The organism is Pseudobacteroides sp. (assembly GCF_036567765.1).
Taxonomy (GTDB): Bacteria; Bacillota; Clostridia; order Acetivibrionales; family DSM-2933; genus Pseudobacteroides.
This window is the reverse complement of sequence record NZ_DATCTU010000033.1, coordinates 1-20,194: the sequence shown is the minus strand read 5'-3', so window position 1 is coordinate 20,194 and position 20,194 is coordinate 1. Positions and strand designations below refer to the sequence as shown.

Below are 20,194 nucleotides of genomic sequence, written 5' to 3'. Positions count from 1 at the left end.
ATCTGGCGATGCAATGAAAAATACAGGGGTTACAAAAATTGTAATACCCCGCATGTAACTGAGGAGGATATGAAACAATGTTTCCTCACAGCTTTCAACATGCTGATGGGTGGTAGGGAGGAGTTAATCGCCAACTGCCGCTTAGCCAAGGAGACTTTATGCGATTGCTCAGAGCTTGATGCTGAATTAGAGGAACTTCAAAGGGAAATTGAGGTAGTTACCGAACTGTCCAAAAAAGCAATCTATGAGAACGCCAGCATGGCTGTTAATCAAGATGAGTGGAGTAAGTGCAACAATAGCTATCTGGAGAGGCATCAAAAGGCCACAGGGCGGTTGGCTGCTGTTCGGCTTCAAGGATGGTACTGAGATTGAAGTATAGAGTTTTACAAATAGTATTAATAGTTGTTTGGTTGAATTAATTCATTTTATAATAGTGGCATTTTTCAGTTAGTAATATAGGGGGCATAAATTGTGAATGATCTTGTAATGAATGAAGCAAATTACAAAAAATTGTTGATTTAACGCCAGAACTTCTATGTATTACTGATTTTATGGCCGATTTAAATTTATCAAACTCATTAAAGACCAGGCACTAGAAACGAATCATAATCATATTATAGTTAATATCCCGTTCGAATATGATGGGGGGTGTCATTAAACCTATGTTACCTATTGAAAAATATTTTGGTGAATTTCAATTAGTTTATGCATTTTATGGGGCTATGCCTACAGGTGTTACTGTTTCAGAAACAGGTCGTATTTTCGTTTGCTTTCCGAAATGGGGAGACGATGTTAAATTTACTGTAGCGGAATTAGTGTGGGATCAATTGCAGCCTTACCCTAATTTAGAAACCAATTTAGCTAACCCCGAGAATATCGCAAATTCTTTCATTAGTGTCCAAAGTGTAGTTGCTGATGGAAGGGGAACTCTTTGGGTATTAGATACAGCAGCACCAAATTTTTCTCAACCCATCAAAGGAGGGGCCAAATTAGTCGCTGTTGATTTAAAAGACAATAAACTAAGAAAAGTATATACCTTCACAGAAGATGTTGTTCTGCCAACAACTTATCTGAATGACGTCCGATTTGATTTTCGTGTAGGAAAAGCAGGTTATGCATATATAACGGATTCTTCATCCAAAGGACCAGGAGCTATTATCGTGGTAGATTTAGAAAATGGGAACGCGTTCAGACGGTTAAATGGAACATATTCAACTTCACCTGATCCATGTTTTTTGCCGAAAGTAGAAGGTAAAGTTTTGATGAATCGAAACAAAGATGGCTCAACTTCCCCATTTAGAATGGCATCTGATGGTATAGCAATTTCTCCCGATGGAAAACTTTTATTTTTTTGCCCACTAACCAGTCGTCATCTGTTCTCGATCTCGACTGAAGCCCTAAGAGACAGAACGATACCAGACATGGATTTGCTTTATCATGTGAAGTATTGGGGAGAAAAAGGTGCATCTGATGGAATGATTACAGATGCAAAAGGAAATATTTATGCTGGAGACTATGAAAACAACAGTATTCGAAAAATATTGCCAAATGGCACAATGAAAACCATTGTACATGATCCAAGAATTTTATGGCCAGATACTTTTTCAATTAGTCCGGATAAATACTTATATTTCATTGTGAACCAATTACATCGGCAGGCAAGATTTCATTATGGAAAAGACCTACGACAAAAACCATATGGTTTACTACGTATGATAATTGGTGAATTACCTGCTCCTACCTTTTCATAATAAAAAATAAAAAGGAAAAAGCACTATGAAGACTAGAGTATTAGTTTTAAGTGCTCATATTGAAACCAGGATATAACTGATTTTTGCGTAAAAGTATAAACCAAATAAAGTTAATCCAGACTGTGAAACCCAATTCATAAACTATTCTATTAGTTCTAGAACTGGGTTTCTTTAGCAACAACTTATGAACAATTTGGTTTCGTACGGCTTGGAATATACTCTAACAACTTCCTTTTTATTACTGCTGTATATTTAAAACTGTATCTGCTGCCTGCATGTCAACTTTTATTTGTTCCTGTGGGTTTTGAGGGTGATAATAACCCTTTTTCGTCATATAAGCAGCTATTCTTTCATGCGTCTTTATAGCGATATCAAGGTGTCTGCGAAGTACCTCCCTAACTTCAGGGGTCGCTGTTTCAGAAATTGCTACAGCATAATTTCTAACCCCTGCTTTAGCGGAAATTAAAAAGTCTGTCGCAATGACCTGTTCTGTCATATCACCCATACCGGCCATATTTTGTAATAAGTTTCCCATAGCTTCACCTTCTTTCTACTTTTGGAAATTAATGTCAATGGTTTTTCGTACTCGCTGTCCCTTGGTTTAGAAGCTCTGATGATTGAATTAAGTCTTGAAGTTCTTTTATTTGTCCTTGAGAAACAGTAAAATCCTGCTGCATCAATGTTCTTAACTCTTCATCCTTAACTAATCCGGCCATTGCTGACGATTTTGTTGCACATACATTTTTAAAGGTGAGTAACTCATGAAGTTCAAATGTCTCATGTGGTGCTATTCTTTTTCCTGCTACCAATTTTTACACCTCCCTATGCTCTGTAAATATATTATTCTTTGCTGGATTTATCAATGCACTCCCGGATGGAGTACTACCTTAATACATCCATCGGTTTTTGTGTCAAAAACTTCGTATCCATGCTTTGCTTGATCCAACGGTAGTTTGTGGGTGATAATATCGCCCGGGTCAACCTTCTTTTCTACAAGCATCTGATATAAACGCGGCATATATGGGATGACAGGAGCCTGTCCCATTCTCAAATTGATGTTGCGATTCATTAAATCGCCAAGAGGGACACCATTATATCTTCCGCCATAAACACCAGTTACCTGTATCATTCCTCCTTTTCTAACTGCCTGGCTTGCAATGACAAAACTGCCTAAAGCACCGCCCTGCAGTTTTATGCCGGAAGCCAGGTATTCCAGCGGAGTCATCTTTCCGTCCATACCCACGGCGTCGATCACAATATCTGCTCCACCTTGAGTAATTTCTTTCAAATATTCTCCAGTGTTATCATGTTGTTCAAAATTAACTGTCTCTACGTTGTTATATTTTTTTGCATGTTCTAAACGATAATCAATATAATCTACTGCAATAACCCTTTTAGCACCCATCATCCAGCAGAATTTTTGTGCCAGCAGTCCTACCGGCCCGCATCCTAAGACAATGACGGTATCTCCGTTTTTCACCCCAGCGTTTTCAACACTCCAGAATGCAGTTCCCATGGCGTCTGCGAGCAGCACTAATTTTTCATCTTCTATCTCGCTGTTCTCTGGGATTTTGAAAGGAGTAAAGTTGCCATAAGGAACTCGCATATATTCGGCCTGACCGCCGGGATACCCACCAGTAGTTTCAGAGTATCCAAAGAAACCTCCCATTCCACCATGGGGATTTGAGTTATCACATTGACTTGTCAAGTCGTGCTTGCAATAAAAGCATTCACCGCAACTAACATTAAACGGAACGATGACCCGATCCCCTTTCTTTAACTTTGTCACCTCCGGCCCCACTTCCTCAACTACTCCCATGGGTTCATGACCAATGATATAGTTTTTAGGGAGGTTGGGAATCATGTCATGGATCAGATGCAAGTCCGAACCACATATCGCAGTCGTTGTAATTTTTACGATAATATCGTCAGGTTTATGGATTGTAGGGTCTTGAACTTCTTTTACCTCTACGTTTTTTATACCTTGAAATGTTACAGCTTTCATTATTTATATTACCTCCTGGTTTTAATAGTTTGGTGTTGCAAATGAACCAAGCCTGCTAGTATCGCCAGGGAACAACTGCAAATTGGCAATTTGAAGTGCTGCCTGGGCGGACATTTTATCCAGATTAAATTGTTCTGTCGGTTGGTAAGGATGGAGCCACCCCTTGTTCATCATTAGCTCTGAGACTTCAGCGTGTAGGTCAATTTGAGCATCCAACATATTGCGTATCTCTGTTCTTGCTTGTGGATCTGCGATTTCTGTTAATGCAATCGCACAATTTCTTATTCCGCTTTTTACATTCAGTAAGAAATTCAGGGCTATTGTTGAATCTACGAGACCAGGCATTCCCTCCGCGTTTTCAATTTCCAAATAGTCGTTTTTCATCGGTCCTTTTATTGCGTTAATAGGTTTCTTTTCATAGTCCATAAGTGATTTCACCTCCAATTATTGTGGTTGAGTTTTGCTTAAAAGCCCTTGTAATACATTTACTGCTTGCATGGATTGCTGTACGTCTTTTCCTAGCAATGCTTTTAAGTCCTGATCAAACACGACTCCCTGTATCAACTTTGATGTTGTCATGCAGATGGTTTTAAAGTTTAGCAGTTCATGTATTTCCATTGTTTCATGTAATGTCAAATTTTGTTGTGTCATATGTTCACCTCCAATTTTTCTTATTCCGTGCATATTTTTCCCCAATGAACTGGACTTATGTATTGGTTCTGTGAGGATACAATTATTCGTATGATTATTCCAAATAAAAAAGCCTCCTTAATCTCGTTTTCATCAAAACCGTGAAAACATAAAGAGGCATATTTATATCATTACTATATTTCCGTTCTATAGATTGGCAAGGCAGGGAATAACATCATATGATTAAAAAAAAGAAAAAGCGTGGTATACACGCTGATACCACAAACAGTCACATAGATTTTCAATCAACCAAACATTTTTCGTAATTCTCTACGAAAACTTTTTACCTTTTTGTTTTACCATGTGTCCTTCCATTTCAAGCAACATTTTGTGATTATCTGTACCACCTGGAAACTTTTCGTTAAGCTCACCTTTTGATTTTAATGTACGCCAATAAGGGGTAACATCTGTCTTGCCCCCGATAATGTTTTCCTCTGCCGCAAATGCTTCTATTTTAGTGAAAACTCCAGTTGTAAGAGGACAAGTTACTGTAGCCCCGTGCTTCTTTGCGAGCTTTTCACGGATAATATCCGTTGTAATTAGTTTGCCCTTTTCTACCGTATGCATTAGCTCGTCAACCTCTGTAGGGGCTGGGATAACCATACTACCTACTCCAAGGCGTTTAGTCATTTTTTCTTCAATTGGTTCTACTTTGGGTAGCCCGTTACTAATCCTCAATTTTTCATTCCAAGTCTTTTTTGCCATAGGCACCCTCCTTGATTAACTTCATATTATGTAAGACACATTAATTAAGTCGTCCCTGCATTTCTTTGACTAGGTGGGTTAACCAATGTGAAGCCGTTTTCTTTTGACCAAATTCCCACGCACTCCACGCCTTATAAACGGACTCTGCTTTGAAATTCCCCTGTTCATTAGCTTTTGATAGTGTTAAATTAACCATGCTGTTTAACCTTTCATCGTTTTTAAGCCAGTCGAATTGGGTAAGTACATATGTCACATGAAGAATATCATACCAAATCAATGGAGCTTTTATCTTTACGAAGGTGGAACCCATGGCAAACATATAAGGTCTACGCTCTTTTCTTTGTTCCCACAGCCTTAATAATGTTTCTGCTCCCACTTTGCAGCAATCCCGGTCTTTCCAATCTGGAAAAAGTGCTAACAACTTCAACATTATAAGGGTTGCATAAGGGCATGGGTCAGCCTTCCGACCAGGGCCACGAAATTTACCCAAGTCAGGCGATACAATACATTCCCAGCCGACTTCGCTATTCAAATCAGCGAGATAATTTACGGCATTTTTAATTCTTGGATCATCCTTTAATCCCATTTTTGCTAAACTATAGAGAACTAATGGTGCATCACATAACATCCACGTCCATTGGTTTTGCCCTGTACCACCGTAAGAGGGTGAGATATTTACTTGTACTTGAAATACTCCTTCGGGTGAGATATGGCTGGTTATAATATCTACAATTGTTTTAATAATCGGGTCATCAACTGTAAAACCAATATCAGCAAGAAACGCTAACTTATGTATTAAATGGGTTGAGTCATTATGACTTTTCAAAACACTATCATTCCATGTAAGCAATTCTTTCTTTATGCTTTCTATTTGTACTTTATCAAAAATATCTGTATTGACAAAGTTTGCAACCTCACTCATAAGAAATATAACCTCCAAAAAGCAAAATATATAGAAACTTCCGTATTATATTCTATCTTTTATCGAAACAAAAATAAAGACGTTTAGGGTCAGTCTCTAGTTCGTATTTGTGGGTATTTACGTTTTCATATTCAATAGTTTTACGATTATTTGATATTGCTATTGTAAATACTAGTATTAAATCTTTTTCGAGTTACGAACTTATAGGAGAAGGGGGATTATACTGGGATATTTTGCTTACGGATTATTGTTATTTTGCTGTATTGCAGTTTTGGTATTCTTAATTGCTACAAAAAGGTTTAGGCTTAACAATTATATAATTTATTTAACAATGCTCGGAGTATCAAAGATTACTGACCATGTAATAGGTATTGGAAATGGACTTTATTACCATGTGCAAGGGGGCGTAGCCAAATATTACTTTGCACTATTTTATGATTTGATTGTTTATCCGACAGCGGGGGTAATATTTTCAATGCTACTGCCAAAAAATAGAAGTCTAGGGAATTTGGTACTGTTTAATGTCGCCGCCATTGTATTATCTACTCTATTTGAATTACTATATTTAAAACCTCTTAAGGTAATAATATATACAGGATGGAGAATAATCCCACATTCCCTTATTTTCTACTCATTATTTTTCCCTATTTTGACTTGGTATGCCATATTGATTAAGAAGAAAACTGACGGTAAGTAGAGTAAATGGATTTTTGACGGTTTGCAGAAAGAGTTAAAGGTTGAGTATTAGAGGGATGGTCTTTTGATGCCACTTGTTATAATAGCACTAATATTTATACTTCTATCCCTTAAATGGGGACATCGACAAGCTAAGGCATTTACTGTAATTTTGCACACTCCTTGGCGAAAGATGCACACCCCACCTTTGAAATCGTTTAAAGATTGCGACAGAGTGCATTGCATCATTTTATAGTAGATACGCCAGTAGAGGTGAGGGGACTCGAATTACGATGTAAAGAGCAATAGAAATAAAAATGTAGATAAGATAATAAAAGAGCATTTTGGTATCGATTATTATAACAGTTAATATTTTTAATTTCAGGTTAATGTAGATATCTCTTAATTTTAGATATGGTATTTTGCCAATGTAATTATAAGTTTTAAATGAATTTGGATGTATTAATATTATATGCATTGACTTCCATTTCATAATTTATCTAGTATATCAAGTAAAATTAAGAAAGTGGACATTGTGAAAATTCAAAAGAATCAGAAATTCAGCAGTCTCTCAACATAAGATCAAATTACGCACCTTAAATATTGTTCGGGAAGCAGAAATCAAATGCTGGGATAAGTAGCTGCACAAGTCTTACCAATTTAATTATTGAGAACAATCCCAGACTTACAACTACTCTTCTTCTTGGCACCTGATTTGCAGGTCCTATATCATCGTTGCAATCATCTTCATCATCTACTCCAAGAGTATCTGCAATACCTCTTGGTATCTGATCGATGCAGCAGCAGTCTTCGAAGAATTTGTCAAGAACATCCTGAATCTTTGCATTTAATGCTATAGGTTCAGCAACTTCCACTTTAGCTATAGGGAGATTATCCTGCTGCAGTTTTGATCCCAGATTGATTTCTTTTTTATCTATTCTGCAGTCGCCTTTGAAGTGAGATTTAAATATCTTCACATTGCCTTCAGAACCAAACAAGATAACCTTCTTGTCAAATACAACCAATCCTCTTCTTGTAACAATATCTACTCCGCCGTCATCCGGTACGAAGAAGTCCAGTGTTACTCTAATAAAGAATTTCACATCAACTGTAAAAAATCCTCTCTTGAACGGAACTTCTTCAATGTCGGCATAAACGTCCACTACCTCAGCACATCTCACTTTTACGTTTATCGCTTCATTAACGATATTCTGTATATTGTGCTTGAATATTACTCTTGCGTTTTCTATACAATCCTTTTCCCTGCATGAATCATATATTTTTTCTACTTGAATACAGACTGCTTCCCGGACCTTACACAAATCCTTTTCGTTTAAGAGTCCTGGAACTACTTTGTCATGATGCTTTTCATGGCCCATAATTATCCCCCTTATCAAGGAATTATCTCTATCAATTACATAATATGTAGTTTATAAATTTTTGTTACTTAAGGCGTTAATTTTTTTAAACTTTTCTTTAATACTGTATATATATTTTTTTTGAGCATATTATTTTAGTATGATCATTCTTTTTAAGGTATAAGAGATGTATAATTCAAAAAATAAGCAGTATGTGTTCAAGCAGTCTACTGGAAGTGTATGGAACTTCTTCTCCGATGAGAGGAAGGGGATATGCTATAGCATCCTCTCAAAAAGAAATACCTGGTCGGAGCCTGTTATAGTACATAAGGACTTTTTGCCTCCGTTTTATATAGATATGGACTTTGAGGATAACTTCCATGTTCTGTTTCAGGATAAGCAGGGAAATATTTTTTATACTTTTTTAGACAAGTCAAATGTAAAAACTGTTCAGGTATTAAAAAGCAACATTCCCTCAGTCTACAACAAATATCTTCAATTAACAGCGACAAGAAACAACATCAATATATTTTTTATAGTGGATCATAATAACTCACACATCCTGGCACACCAAACTATAAGCGGAAAAGTAATAAACCCTCCAAAGGTTATTGACTATATATTTAAGAACGAACATCCCTATTCTATACTGACAGACAAGTCAGGCAGTATTTATGTATTCTACCAGGTGTCGGACGGTAAATATATTCAAATAGGGTTTAAAAAATATACCCCAAGTCAAAAGACTTGGGGAGAATTTACTTCAGTTACCAGGTATAACGGCGACTGCCAGTTTCCAAAGGCCGTAATTGATAATAAGGATATAATAAGCATTGTTTACCAAAGAAAGACCGAAAAAAACATAGAATTGGTATATCAGCAAAAAGTCCCGGAACGCAACATGTGGAGTGTTGAAACTGTTATTCACAGCTCTTCCTATTCATTCAACAACTCATCTATAGTTCTTTCAAACGGTAACATTAATGTTTTCTGGATAAGGGATGACAATATAAACTTCAGCATGTCAAGTGACTTAGGAAAATCATGGGGCAAACCTTCCAAATATAGTTTCCCTGTCAGTAAACAACTTTTATGCTTTTCATTCAAATCAAACAATCCTTATGAATGCGACAAGGTATATGCAAAAGAAATTCCAGGAAGCTATTTGAATGGATACAGGCTGGCCTTTTATCAAGAAGGCTCTAATAATACCAGCATATCTACAGATGAACTAAAAAGCATGATAATAGATGGAATGCACCTTCTAAAAGGTAATGTTGAGGACCTTATTGAGTCCGATAACTCAATAAAAGACAGCATATCAAGAATTGATAACATGTATAAAAATATTCATAAGGAACTAATTAAGCAATCAGTTAAAATATCATATCTGGAAGGTGAGATTGCAAAATTAAGAAATAACGTTAAAGTTACTGAAAGCCCCTCTAATCATGATAATTTGGAGAACCCTGAAAATGAGGATGAATAGAAAAAGAGATAATATAAAAAGTTCCTTTCTTTCGGAAAGGAACTTTTTATCACGTTTAAACCCAAAATGCCGTTCACCTAGATTTTGACACCTAGCCCAAGCTAGGTGGGTGTCCTGATACAAACTTTTAGCTTCCACTGCCGTTGCACTCGTGAAAGAATGTCGGAATTAAGTTGTGGCCTGCTATACACTTATAAACACCGGACTCCCGTATTAACGTTGTAGGTTCAAAATATAGGCATTATCGAACACCCCAGGATTAAATCATTTATAATATACGATTAAAAACTTTTAATTAGTATAGAGTTATTATACCACCAAAGGATAAACAATAACAATTGATCTTTTTTTATTTATTCCTTGTTTAAACTCAATAGTACTTATCAAACTTTTTCTTTCTCTTTTATTCTGAGTTTATATTTATATTTCAAATTAATGCAGTATATATTTACTTCAAAATTCCTTTTTTATATATTTATTCTTATTATATCCAGGCTTAATCACATATATTTCCATTATAGGTGTCCTGTTCAATGCAGCCTCTCTTACCACAACATCAGTGTACTCCTCAGGAAACTTCAGACAATGCCCGCACCCACTTTTTGAAATTTGACATGGAATTGAAACAACCTCAAAAACATATCCCTTTCTTTCCAGAATTGAACATACCTTGTAGGCATAATTACCAGATTCCAATATTCCCAGGCAATCCATAAATCTCACTCCAAATATTTATTGTGTATTAATTTATGTTTGCGTAAGAACATTTGATACTATATTAAAAATGTAATAGTTTTATGACTTTTAATACATAAATACATAAAAAAACTTATGCCAATATAATAAAACATTTTATCAGCACAAGCTTTATTTTTAATTGAATCATATTTTACCTATTTAGAAGGAATAAACTGTCTTATCCATGATCCAAACCCTTTAGGATTCCTGGTTTGTATCAGAATGGTACCCGGTCCTCTAAATCTGCAGACAATACCTTCACCGGAGGTTATACTGGAAAACCATCCGCTTGCAGCCTTCTCCATTTGATAATTCATATAATCAGGCCAGGCAACGAGGTGACCGTTATCTATAAGAATTTCTTCCCTTTCCTCCAGATTTATTGCATGTATTGCTCCATATGAGCTTAAAAAGACCATACCTTTTCCACTTACTTTTAATATAAAGAACCCTTCTTGAGAAAACAACCCTTTGAATAAGTTCTGCATCTGGGTTGATACTTCAATTCCGTGAGTGGCAGCAAGGAAACCATCCTTCTGCACACAAAGACCATATGATCCGTCCAGCTCAATATCCTGTATTCCACCAGGGGATGAGGTTGCCAGCAAAACCGTTCCTGGCCCTCTTCTTGCATAAAGTGTCTGAAAGAAAAATTTTTCTCCTGCAAGCATTCTTCCAATACCTTGAAGAAACCCACCTTCCATTTTACCTTCAAGATCAATTGTTGGTGACATAGATACCATTGCATCAGACTCAGCCTTCATAAATTCGCCTTGCTCCAGCTTAGCCTCAACAATAGGAAATGCACCCTCATATAGTATTTTATATTTCACCTATTGTTCCCCCTTAGCCCACTTGGAGTCCAAAGTTTCCACAAAGGGCTTTTAATCCTCCTTGAAAACCGCTTCCAACAGCACTAAATTTCCACTCACCGTTATATCTATAAAGCTCACATACAACTATTGCCGTTTCAATGGAGAATTCTTCCGCAAGGTCATATCGTAGAATCTCTTGGTTAGTCTCTTCATTTACAACTCTAACAAATGCATTTGATACCTGTCCGAAATTCTGCTGTCTTGCTTCTGCATCATGAATAGTAACAGTTATAGCTATCTTATGTATTTCAGCAGGCACTTTACTAAAATCAATTTTTAACTGTTCATCGTCACCTTCTCCTTCTCCGGTTCTGTTATCGCCGGTATGAATGAGGCAGTCATTCCTTCCTTTCAAATTATTATAGAATATAAAGTCATCATCTCTTAAAGCTTTTCCATTTTCATCAAGCAAAAAAGCTGAAGCATCAAGGTCAAATGCACTTCCCCCTGAATACTTGTTGGTATCCCAACCCAGTCCTATTATTGCCTTTGTCAATCCTGGATTTGTTTTTGTTAAATCTATCTTTTGTCCTTTTACTAAGCTAATAGCCATTTTTATCACCTCATACTAAAATAAAATACGGCGCCCCAAAAAATTTATTACTTTAACACTATTTGTAAAATACCATTAAAATTAGCTTTTTGAAACGCCCTACCTGTTAGTTATTTTATTATATTTCCCTTAATTCAAAGTTTTTATATATTAATACCAAAGTTTTTGCATAATGCGGCCAAGCCACCCTGGAATCCGCTTCCAACTGCATTAAACTTCCATTCTGCACCGTTTCTGTACAACTCGCCTACTACTACTGCTGTTTCTACGCTGAAGTCTTCGCCAAGGTCATATCTGATAAGTTCTTCACCGCTATCTTCTGCCATAATACGTATAAACGCATTGGATACTTGTCCAAAATTTTGTCTCCTTGCCTCTGCATCATGTATAGTAACTGTAAAATCTATCTTGCTAACCTCGACAGGAACTTTACTTAGGTCAACCTTTATCTGTTCATCGTCTCCATCACCGGCACCTGTGAGGTTATCTCCCATGTGTGTTACAGATCCTGAAGCATGGTTCAAGTTATTATAGAAAACAAAATCAGCATCGCTTTTTACTTTGCCTGCATCATCCAATAAAAATGCAGCAGTATCAAGGTCGAAATCGGAACCCCCGTCGTATTTATTGGTATCCCAACCCAATCCAACCATTATCTTTGTAAGACCTGGATTAGTTTTTGTTAAATCAACTTTTTGTCCTTTTTGTAAACTTATTGGCATAAAAAATCCCCTCTTTCTTTTTTTAATATTGCTTGATAACTTACTAAAGTATATTATCGGCAAAAGTTTTCAATTTATTATACATTATATAACAATTTAGAAAAAAATAAAATTAATTTTTTTAATATCTAAATTAAAATATTAAATTTTTTTATGTTTTTTATTATTTTTTTAATTACCTCTAAATATTCCTTTAAAAATATCAAAAATATTTGATTGATTTGCTGGTTTTCTTTTTTTTAATTCCTTTAAAATTTCCTTTGTTATATTTAAATTAAACTTAACATCTTCCAAATTATGAGTATCAAAAAAATCGCCTTTTATTCCGTTTTCTATATTGTTATAGCCTGTGGGCGAAAAAATAACTATATCCAACCCTATTGCATTTAGTAAAGCTATCGTTACATAATCTTCTATACTAAAAGGTCTTTCATTGTTGTGATATATCATAAGCTTGGGTATTCCGAAGGGATAGTCAAACCTCTGAAGAAGCTTCAGTATCTCTTTATCCAGGCTAAACAAAGTTGATATTATTCTCATTTTAACAATTAAGTCAACTTCAAATTTGAAGTACTCTTTTTGTAAAAGTTCATTAGCCTTATCAAGTAAATTATCCTGTATGGATGTCTTTAAAAACGATAACGTATAATCCCTGTGTGCCTTAATTTTATTTTTATCAAACAACCCATTATTATTAATAAGGTATTTGTATTCCATTTCTTTGGTAGACACATTAGAAAATGGTACTTTGTCAATAATATAAACAAAGTCACCCTTTTCATGTATCAGTTTATTTATATCTTCCCAATATTTTGTTAAGTCTTTATAAGTTCCGTTTATTTTAGCAAATATATTTGGAATAATTACAGTGTTATTATATATTCTGAAGCCACTTCTATACCTTGCTTCAATATTCCAGAAGGAAAATATTTCTTCATAAGTGGTATTAAGAGTAACTGCTTTTATAGGAAAATCTTCAAACTGTCTAGGCTTAAAGAGATTAGGATTTTCTGCATTTATAGTAGTCTCAACGCTTTTTTCCGCCTGATAGGCAGTTGTTGCAATTGTAACAATGCTTTCTGACTTTGGGAATTCCTTTAATGCTATTTTTCTTTGAAATTCAAGCTTAACACTGAATTTATTTTGTGGGTCTACATCCTTAAACTCAGAATCGGAAAAAGAATTAAAATAAAGTATATCAAACCCTATATTTGATAGAAAGATCATAAAGTATATCTCGTCTCTTTTTACTTCTCCATAAAACATAAATTTGGGATTATGGCCTTGTACGTCAAACTTTTTAAAATAGCTTAAAGCATATTTTTCAAACCAGTAGATTATTTTAATGCAAAAGTTTTTAACTATGCTTGGATTCTTTGGATGCTTTTGGTTTGACATGAAAAAATCAAGACACTTTTCAAACGCCTTTTTTATTATAGTATTTTTAAAATCACTGATTGGAAATTTTATTAATCCTGCACCTGACAGATTTGCTGCAAGATATGGAGCCCTTAAGTTGGTATCGGCTTTTATTTCATCCCAAATAATATTAAGCTTTTCAATTACTTGAGGATTAACAAAGGTATCAAGCCTGTTTTCAAACCTATGGTAAATACCTTCCATTTTTTTTAACTGAAGCTCCAGATTATAAAGCTCATTAAAATATTGATTATCACTATACTGTTCTATGCCTATAATTCTGTAAAAATATACAGGTAGACTTAATAGTCCCCCACTTATGCAATAACCTCTTCTATCTACAGGTTTTTGTAAAACATCGCGGTAAATGTCGTTTGTTAAAATATTGATGGTGTTGTATTCATTGAACGTTTCCATTTATATCACCTGCTTGATATATAGCTTCTCATCTATATTAAATCAAAACTATCCGAAAATAACAAGCGATTTTTGGTTTGTTGTTCTTTTTAGTCACCTTCCTTTTAAATCTTTAAAACAAATTAAAATGTAATAGACCTATCACTTTTAATACAAAAATGTCTTATTATTTAATTAATGTTATCATTATCATATACCAAAACATCAGCCATTTCTATTTTAAATCCCTTAATTTCATTTTCCTTTGCCTTTTTAATAAGATATTCATATCTTATCTGACATGCTTTCATCATATATGTATAATAATCTACTGTTTCCTTATCATTTGCATAATTGAAGTTTGAACTGGCACAAATCCAATCTCTTCTGGCATTTTTTATACTCTCAATAAGTTCATTATATTCATCGTTTCTAGTGTTTTGAAAACTAGTCTTTTCTTTAAGCATGAATAATTTAGTCAACTTTGATATTATGCTGCTTTTACCCTGATCCAATACATTATTTTTTAGTGTACCAGTGCTCATGGAATATCTCCTTTACCTAAATATAGTCTATAATATTCAAAGTATAAACAAAATTTCCATTGTTTATACACCCATGAGCAAAATAAAATTAAATCTTATAAGTCTATCATATAACCACTATTAATATAAATCAATAACTAACAGGACTTGCAAACTTGCATACAATCTTATCTTCTTTAATCTCAATGACACAATAAGTAGGTCTGTCAGACTCCGCTGGCATACTTATACTTCCGGGATTTAACACCATCATTTTCTCATAATAAAACTCTTCGGTTTTATGGGTATGTCCAAAGAAAACGGCATCTGCTTTTAGTTCTATTCCTTTTGATATTATTCTTTTATAATCGCCTTTAACATTATACAAGTGTCCGTGTGTAATAAAAATTTTTTTGCCCCCAGCTAAAATTAATTTTTCCGAAGGATAATCCTTTGTCCAATCATTATTACCTGGAACAAATTCATATTTAGGTTTTTTTATTTCTTCACTAAGCTTTACTACATCTTTTAAAAAGTCGCCTAAATGAATAATCATATCTATATCTTTATATTTTCTTGCTGCTTTAACCATATTAAGGGTATAACCGTGTGAATCACTAAATAATAGTATTTTCATATATGCTTATTCCTTAATTGAATTTTTTCTAACTCTCTTTACAGCTTTTTTGCAAATACTTATATACGGCATTTGTTGTCTCATATCTAAACCTGCCCCAATCGACCCATCTTTCGTCTATTTTTAGTAGTGCATCTAGAACTTTTTCAAAATCCCCCAATTGGGCTTCTAAAACATGACTTACCTCCTTATCCGTTGCATCCTCAAGAAGCCTACCTCCAGTCTCATTTAATAAAAATACATATGAATAAAACATTGTATATGTTTCGCCATATAAAAATTTAAGCCTTAAAACACCTATAAAATCCACAATTTCTACATCAAGACCAAGCTCTTCTTTAGTTTCCCTTAAGACCGCCTCAACTATATCTTCGTTGTAGTTGATTCCTCCTGTAGGAACTCTGAAAATGCCTTTAGGATACTCCTCACATGTTATAAGTATATATCTGCCGTTTGGCCTCTTAACACAAAATACAACTTCTCCACGCCTATCCTCGTTTATAAGGTTTCTATTCTTAATAACATATTCTATTTTGGAGCATTTTATTTCAATGTCTTCCAACTTTGCTTTTGTATTATATTTTATACATAAACTTTTAAACTCATCCTCATTAAATTTATTCAACTTCATATACTAGTAAATCGCCTTTCTAAGATACAATTTATTGGTCATATATTGATACTTTCCGGTAAAACCCCGACATAGCAATAAATAACATATAAAAAAATATTGTTTTTTTTATTTAAAATTGCGATAATATAAATTAATTGCCCCATAAAAATATGTTACTCTCCATATTTTTATGGATTATATAGAATAAATAGGCTTTTATTATTAGATAAATTTTTTTGAATTTTTTATTTTACATATTTTTTATTTTACATATTTTTTATATTCACTCACTATTATTTTTAAATTTACTCTTAAATTGTAAAAGTTTAAAAAATATCTTATCTATAATTAATATTATAATTTATTCTATATATATACAATACTAAATTTTATAATAATTGGAGTGCTGTTTATATGAATGCTCAAATGCAAAGGACAAAGAAACCAACAAGTACTAAAAATAGGAATGGCAACGTAAAAAAGGTCATTAAAGTATCAATATTGACAGTTATTATACTCTCAGCTATGTTCGCAGGATTTTCCCTTTATTCTGTCGTAAATTATGATAGAATCTACAGTGGTGTTTTCGTAAATGGTTTTAACGCAGGAGGTCTTACCCGTGAAGAACTTAGCAAATCATTAAATACCAACTATTCAAAATCTATAAAAGATAAACAGATTATATTAAAGTACAAGGGTAAGGAAGAAAAAATTTCAATAAGCGATCTCAACTTTAATTACCAGATTGATAAGGCAGTTGAGAGTGCTTATAACGTTGCTAGAGCAGGAAATATTTTTAAAAGGGTTTACGATGTATTTAATATTGGAAAAGACAAAAAAGTAATAGAAATGACTTATACATACGACAAAGAAAAAATGGAAAAAGCAATCGAGAAACTAAACAAAAATGTTTCCAACCCGGTAAAGGATCACGAACTTCAATTTTTAAAAGATAAGGTTTTATTAAAGACAGGTCATCCAGGCGATAGCATTGACAATAGTTCTTTATATAAGCTTTTGGAAGATTCATTTAAAAAGGCAAGCTTTAAGGCTATAGAGGTACCATCAGTCAAAACTGACCCTAAAAAGATTGATGTTGAAAAAGTATATAACGATATTGTTATAAAGCCTAAAAATGCTGAATTTGAAACTAATGAAAAGAAATACACAATAAAAGAAGAAATTATGGGCAGAAGCATTGATAAATCAGTATTGGCATCCATAATAAGTGAAATAGAGCAAAGCCACGATACAGAGAAGGTTTTACCGGTTATTTTTTCAAAACCTGAAATAACTGCTAATGATATACAGAATAACCTTTTTAAAGACACCCTTTCATCATTCAATACACGCTTTACTACAGGAAATACAAATGATGCAAATAGAGGTGTTAATATAAGACTTTCCATTGCTAAAATAAACGGTAAAATACTAGCTCCAGGTGAAGTATTTTCTTTCAATGATACTGTGGGTGAAAGAACCAAGGCAGGGGGCTACAAGGAAGCACACACATATGTAGCAGGGCAAATAGTTGATGGAGTTGGCGGAGGTATATGTCAGGTTTCTACTACATTGTATAATGCTGTATTATATTCTGACCTTGAAGTAGTAAGAAGATCAAACCACCAGTTTACAGTATCATATGTACCATATGGAAGGGATGCTGCGGTTTCGTTTCCTGATGTTGATTTAAAATTCAAAAACTCTACAAAATGGCCTTTAAAAATTAATTGCTGGGTTTCAAAGGATAATGTCATTTATTTCACACTAATTGGTAAAAACGATACTCCCACAAAACAAGTTATATTAAACACAAAGACCATTAAGAAAATAGAGCCTTCAGTTAAAAATATAAATGATCCCACAATGAATGAAGGAACTACTTCTGTTGTTAAATCCGGGGGAAACGGATACATTATTGATACATATAAAATTGTTAAAGTCGATAATAAAGTTATTAAGGATTCAAAGATTCACACAAGCTATTACAGGCCTCTTACCCGTGAAGTAAAAGTAGGTACTAAAAAAGTTAACTCTAAAGTACAGACAACACCAGTACCCACTAAGAAACCTAGCACCACTTTGAGAGGTGCTGATGACTCCGACAATCCACCTGTTGATAATCCTCAGCCATAAACTCTGTTGCAATATATGGTGTCTATTAATTACCATTCAGGTAATTTAAATAGACACCATTATTTAATTAATCATTTATTCATTAGTAAGTATCTACACTTGAAGCATTATTTTTTCTTAAGATATCTGCAATACTGTTAATCTTATCCTCGTCTGTTTTCATACTAAAAAGAATTTTGCCGGATTTGATATCTCCTTCGTATTGCTTACTCTTATCTTCAGGAATACCTAAATCAACCAAACCTCCAACAATACTTCCAGTCACTGCACCAGAAAGAAGACCAGTTATAGGGCCGGCAGCTGCTATTATTCCCAATCCCGGTACTACCATACTGCCTGCACCAATAAGTAACCCTGCTAATCCGCCTAAAATACCACCGGTAACCACTCCATCTGAAATGTTATCATTTACAGCTCCTTTTGCAGTAGTATTACCATCACCCATAGTAGCTGTAGTACCTCTATCACTTTGTGATTCATCTTTAGTTACTATAGATATGTCATCAGTCCTTAAACCTTTTGATTTAATCTCGTTAGCTGAATTCTCAGCATTTGAGTAGCTATCAAACAAAGCAACAATCGTTTTTGACATTTCTCATGCCTCCCATTTTATCTTTTTCAATATTTATTATTTGTACGTCCACCTTTTTTAATGTCTAGGAAATTTTGGTGTAAACTGCTCATCAAAGTGTAATTAACTTTTAATATCATAAAAGTGCCTCATAGTGTATAATTTATATAAGCTTATAACACTTTAAATTTTAAAAAAGAGGTGTAAAAATAATGAAATCCAAGTTGTGTACAAAGTTAATAACTCTAGTTATCACAATCTCTCTTATTACTATCCCATCTACATCTTTGGCAAATAATCCTGTAATAGAAAATGCGGCAAACAACCTGGTGAGCCTAAAAATAATGCAAGGCTATGGAGACGGTGACTTAAGGTTACAGAATAAAATAAACAGAAGCGAGTTCGTTACACTTATTGTAAAAATGCTTGGTTATGACAGTGACTCAGATCTAAATACTGTTAAAATATCTTTTAAAGATGTTTCTAGTAAGAATTGGGCTTATAACTATATAAAGGCTGCTGTAAAAAATAAGCTTGTGATTGGCACCAATGATAATAAGTTTAACCCTGTTAATAACATAACCTATGCAGAAGCTCTGACTGTTATGGTAAGAGCTCTTGGTTATGAAAACACACTTACTGGGAGCTGGCCTCAAAGCGTCATTGGAAAAGCTACTGAACTAGGGATAAACAATAATGTTATTTTAGATCCAAATACTCAAATTACAAGAGGAGAGATGGCAGTTATCATCGATAATTCCATCTTGATTGATACTCTTAATTAAAACTGATATCTATAATTGCATTTGACAAAATAAATTGTACAAGTCTATAATTTAATGAGAATAAACATAAGAAATTTTTTAAAGGTGGAAGTTAATGCAACTTGACAGTGTTATTATAATTTTATTATTGCTTTTTATTTTTCCTATTATAATATTGTTTTCTAATCCAAATATATTTTTCATTATTACTTCAATAATAATTATATTGTCATCATTAAAGAAATTAAATATCATATTATTTGAGAAAAACCCAAATGACGAAAGTATTGAAAATGTTAGTGATGAAATGCCTGATGATTTTGAATCAATTTCTGAAATTGATTATAAAAAACTTGTAAAGGGTATTCGATCATTATGGAATTTTTTTGTAATTATATTTTTTGTTTACTGTATATTTTATGTAAACAGTATAATACTTAAGGAGATATCTGTTATTTTAATAGCTTACAGACTATTTAAGCTTTTTGACATACTCAGCATTATTAATTTTAGCAGTTCTATTCCTTTTTTTGATCGAATTAAAAACTTCTCATCATTTATTGCAAATTCCTTTTCTATCATTTTTATAACTATTGTATGCTGCAATAAATTTATTAGATTTTACTTATAAGTAAAATCTAATAAATTTAT

The 20,194-nt window shown here is 33.7% G+C and carries 23 protein-coding genes and 1 other RNA gene; 6 read left to right on the top strand and 18 right to left on the bottom strand.

The window, feature by feature from the left end:
- The first annotated feature begins 244 nt into the window (after nt 1–244).
- Together VIO64_RS05605 and VIO64_RS05600 are read left to right on the top strand one after the other, a co-directional pair.
- Complete coding sequence (locus VIO64_RS05605; protein WP_331916024.1) at nt 245–379, top strand: hypothetical protein; 135 nt, start codon at nt 245–247, stop codon at nt 377–379.
- Between the two features lie 283 nt (nt 380–662).
- Complete coding sequence (locus tag VIO64_RS05600; protein ID WP_331916022.1) at nt 663–1,751, top strand: L-dopachrome tautomerase-related protein; 1,089 nt, start codon at nt 663–665, stop codon at nt 1,749–1,751.
- 238 nt (nt 1,752–1,989) lie between these two features.
- Here the strand turns inward: VIO64_RS05600 and VIO64_RS05595 are convergent, their stop codons facing one another.
- From VIO64_RS05595 to VIO64_RS05560, 8 genes are all read right to left on the bottom strand, one after another.
- Complete coding sequence (locus VIO64_RS05595; RefSeq protein ID WP_331916020.1) at nt 1,990–2,286, bottom strand: spore coat protein; 297 nt, start codon at nt 2,284–2,286, stop codon at nt 1,990–1,992.
- 34 nt (nt 2,287–2,320) lie between these two features.
- Complete coding sequence (locus VIO64_RS05590; protein WP_331916018.1) at nt 2,321–2,560, bottom strand: spore coat protein; 240 nt, start codon at nt 2,558–2,560, stop codon at nt 2,321–2,323.
- A gap of 50 nt (nt 2,561–2,610) precedes the next feature.
- Entirely contained in the window at nt 2,611–3,756 is a 1,146-nt protein-coding gene (locus VIO64_RS05585; protein WP_331916016.1) for a zinc-dependent alcohol dehydrogenase, read from the bottom strand.
- Nucleotides 3,757–3,777: 21 nt separating this feature from the next.
- Nucleotides 3,778–4,194 (bottom strand): spore coat protein, encoded by a 417-nt coding sequence (locus VIO64_RS05580; protein ID WP_331916014.1) that lies wholly within the window; start codon nt 4,192–4,194, stop codon nt 3,778–3,780.
- Between the two features lie 6 nt (nt 4,195–4,200).
- Nucleotides 4,201–4,407, bottom strand: a complete 207-nt coding sequence (locus VIO64_RS05575) for a spore coat protein (protein WP_331916012.1) — start codon at nt 4,405–4,407, stop codon at nt 4,201–4,203.
- Between the two features lie 309 nt (nt 4,408–4,716).
- Nucleotides 4,717–5,151 carry a methylated DNA-protein cysteine methyltransferase gene (locus VIO64_RS05570; protein ID WP_331916010.1) on the bottom strand — a complete coding sequence of 145 codons (435 nt, stop codon included), beginning with the start codon at nt 5,149–5,151 and terminating at the stop codon, nt 4,717–4,719.
- 40 nt (nt 5,152–5,191) lie between these two features.
- Nucleotides 5,192–6,073 (bottom strand): hypothetical protein, encoded by an 882-nt coding sequence (locus VIO64_RS05565; protein WP_331916008.1) that lies wholly within the window; start codon nt 6,071–6,073, stop codon nt 5,192–5,194.
- A 1,271-nt stretch (nt 6,074–7,344) separates the two neighbouring features.
- A complete protein-coding gene (locus VIO64_RS05560; RefSeq protein WP_331916006.1) occupies nt 7,345–8,127 on the bottom strand; it encodes a hypothetical protein in 783 nt (260 codons plus the stop codon).
- 166 nt (nt 8,128–8,293) lie between these two features.
- Between VIO64_RS05560 and VIO64_RS05555 the strand changes: the two genes are divergently transcribed.
- Complete coding sequence (locus VIO64_RS05555) at nt 8,294–9,595, top strand: hypothetical protein (RefSeq protein ID WP_331916004.1); 1,302 nt, start codon at nt 8,294–8,296, stop codon at nt 9,593–9,595.
- A gap of 54 nt (nt 9,596–9,649) precedes the next feature.
- Here the strand turns inward: VIO64_RS05555 and ssrS are convergent.
- From ssrS to VIO64_RS05510, 9 genes are all read right to left on the bottom strand, one after another.
- Nucleotides 9,650–9,858, bottom strand: a non-coding RNA gene (gene ssrS / locus VIO64_RS05550) — 6S RNA.
- Between the two features lie 190 nt (nt 9,859–10,048).
- Nucleotides 10,049–10,309, bottom strand: a complete 261-nt coding sequence (locus tag VIO64_RS05545) for a putative Se/S carrier-like protein (protein ID WP_331916002.1) — start codon at nt 10,307–10,309, stop codon at nt 10,049–10,051.
- A gap of 179 nt (nt 10,310–10,488) precedes the next feature.
- Nucleotides 10,489–11,166, bottom strand: coding sequence for a TIGR00266 family protein (locus tag VIO64_RS05540; RefSeq protein WP_331916000.1), 678 nt, complete (start codon nt 11,164–11,166; stop codon nt 10,489–10,491).
- Between the two features lie 13 nt (nt 11,167–11,179).
- Entirely contained in the window at nt 11,180–11,761 is a 582-nt protein-coding gene (locus tag VIO64_RS05535) for a TerD family protein (RefSeq protein WP_331915998.1), read from the bottom strand.
- A 143-nt stretch (nt 11,762–11,904) separates the two neighbouring features.
- Nucleotides 11,905–12,483: a TerD family protein gene (locus VIO64_RS05530; protein WP_331915996.1), complete on the bottom strand. Its 579-nt coding sequence runs from the start codon at nt 12,481–12,483 to the stop codon at nt 11,905–11,907.
- A gap of 171 nt (nt 12,484–12,654) precedes the next feature.
- On the bottom strand, nt 12,655–14,319 hold the full coding sequence (locus VIO64_RS05525) for a YceG family protein (RefSeq protein WP_331915994.1): 1,665 nt from the start codon (nt 14,317–14,319) through the stop codon (nt 12,655–12,657).
- 170 nt (nt 14,320–14,489) lie between these two features.
- Nucleotides 14,490–14,843 (bottom strand): DUF2508 family protein, encoded by a 354-nt coding sequence (locus VIO64_RS05520; protein ID WP_331915992.1) that lies wholly within the window; start codon nt 14,841–14,843, stop codon nt 14,490–14,492.
- A gap of 130 nt (nt 14,844–14,973) precedes the next feature.
- Nucleotides 14,974–15,459: a metallophosphoesterase gene (locus VIO64_RS05515; protein ID WP_331915990.1), complete on the bottom strand. Its 486-nt coding sequence runs from the start codon at nt 15,457–15,459 to the stop codon at nt 14,974–14,976.
- A 28-nt stretch (nt 15,460–15,487) separates the two neighbouring features.
- Nucleotides 15,488–16,090: an NUDIX hydrolase gene (locus VIO64_RS05510; RefSeq protein WP_331915989.1), complete on the bottom strand. Its 603-nt coding sequence runs from the start codon at nt 16,088–16,090 to the stop codon at nt 15,488–15,490.
- Nucleotides 16,091–16,486: 396 nt separating this feature from the next.
- Here VIO64_RS05510 and VIO64_RS05505 point away from each other — a divergent pair, with 396 nt between their 5' ends.
- Nucleotides 16,487–18,208, top strand: coding sequence for a VanW family protein (locus VIO64_RS05505; protein ID WP_331915987.1), 1,722 nt, complete (start codon nt 16,487–16,489; stop codon nt 18,206–18,208).
- A gap of 82 nt (nt 18,209–18,290) precedes the next feature.
- On the opposite strand, the gene VIO64_RS05500 is transcribed toward VIO64_RS05505, so the two are convergent.
- Nucleotides 18,291–18,800, bottom strand: a complete 510-nt coding sequence (locus VIO64_RS05500) for a hypothetical protein (RefSeq protein WP_331915985.1) — start codon at nt 18,798–18,800, stop codon at nt 18,291–18,293.
- Between the two features lie 191 nt (nt 18,801–18,991).
- Here VIO64_RS05500 and VIO64_RS05495 point away from each other — a divergent pair, with 191 nt between their 5' ends.
- Both VIO64_RS05495 and VIO64_RS05490 read left to right on the top strand, forming a co-directional pair.
- Nucleotides 18,992–19,564 (top strand): S-layer homology domain-containing protein, encoded by a 573-nt coding sequence (locus tag VIO64_RS05495; protein WP_331915983.1) that lies wholly within the window; start codon nt 18,992–18,994, stop codon nt 19,562–19,564.
- A 94-nt stretch (nt 19,565–19,658) separates the two neighbouring features.
- Nucleotides 19,659–20,174, top strand: coding sequence for a hypothetical protein (locus tag VIO64_RS05490; RefSeq protein WP_331915981.1), 516 nt, complete (start codon nt 19,659–19,661; stop codon nt 20,172–20,174).
- Nucleotides 20,175–20,194 lie beyond the last annotated feature (20 nt).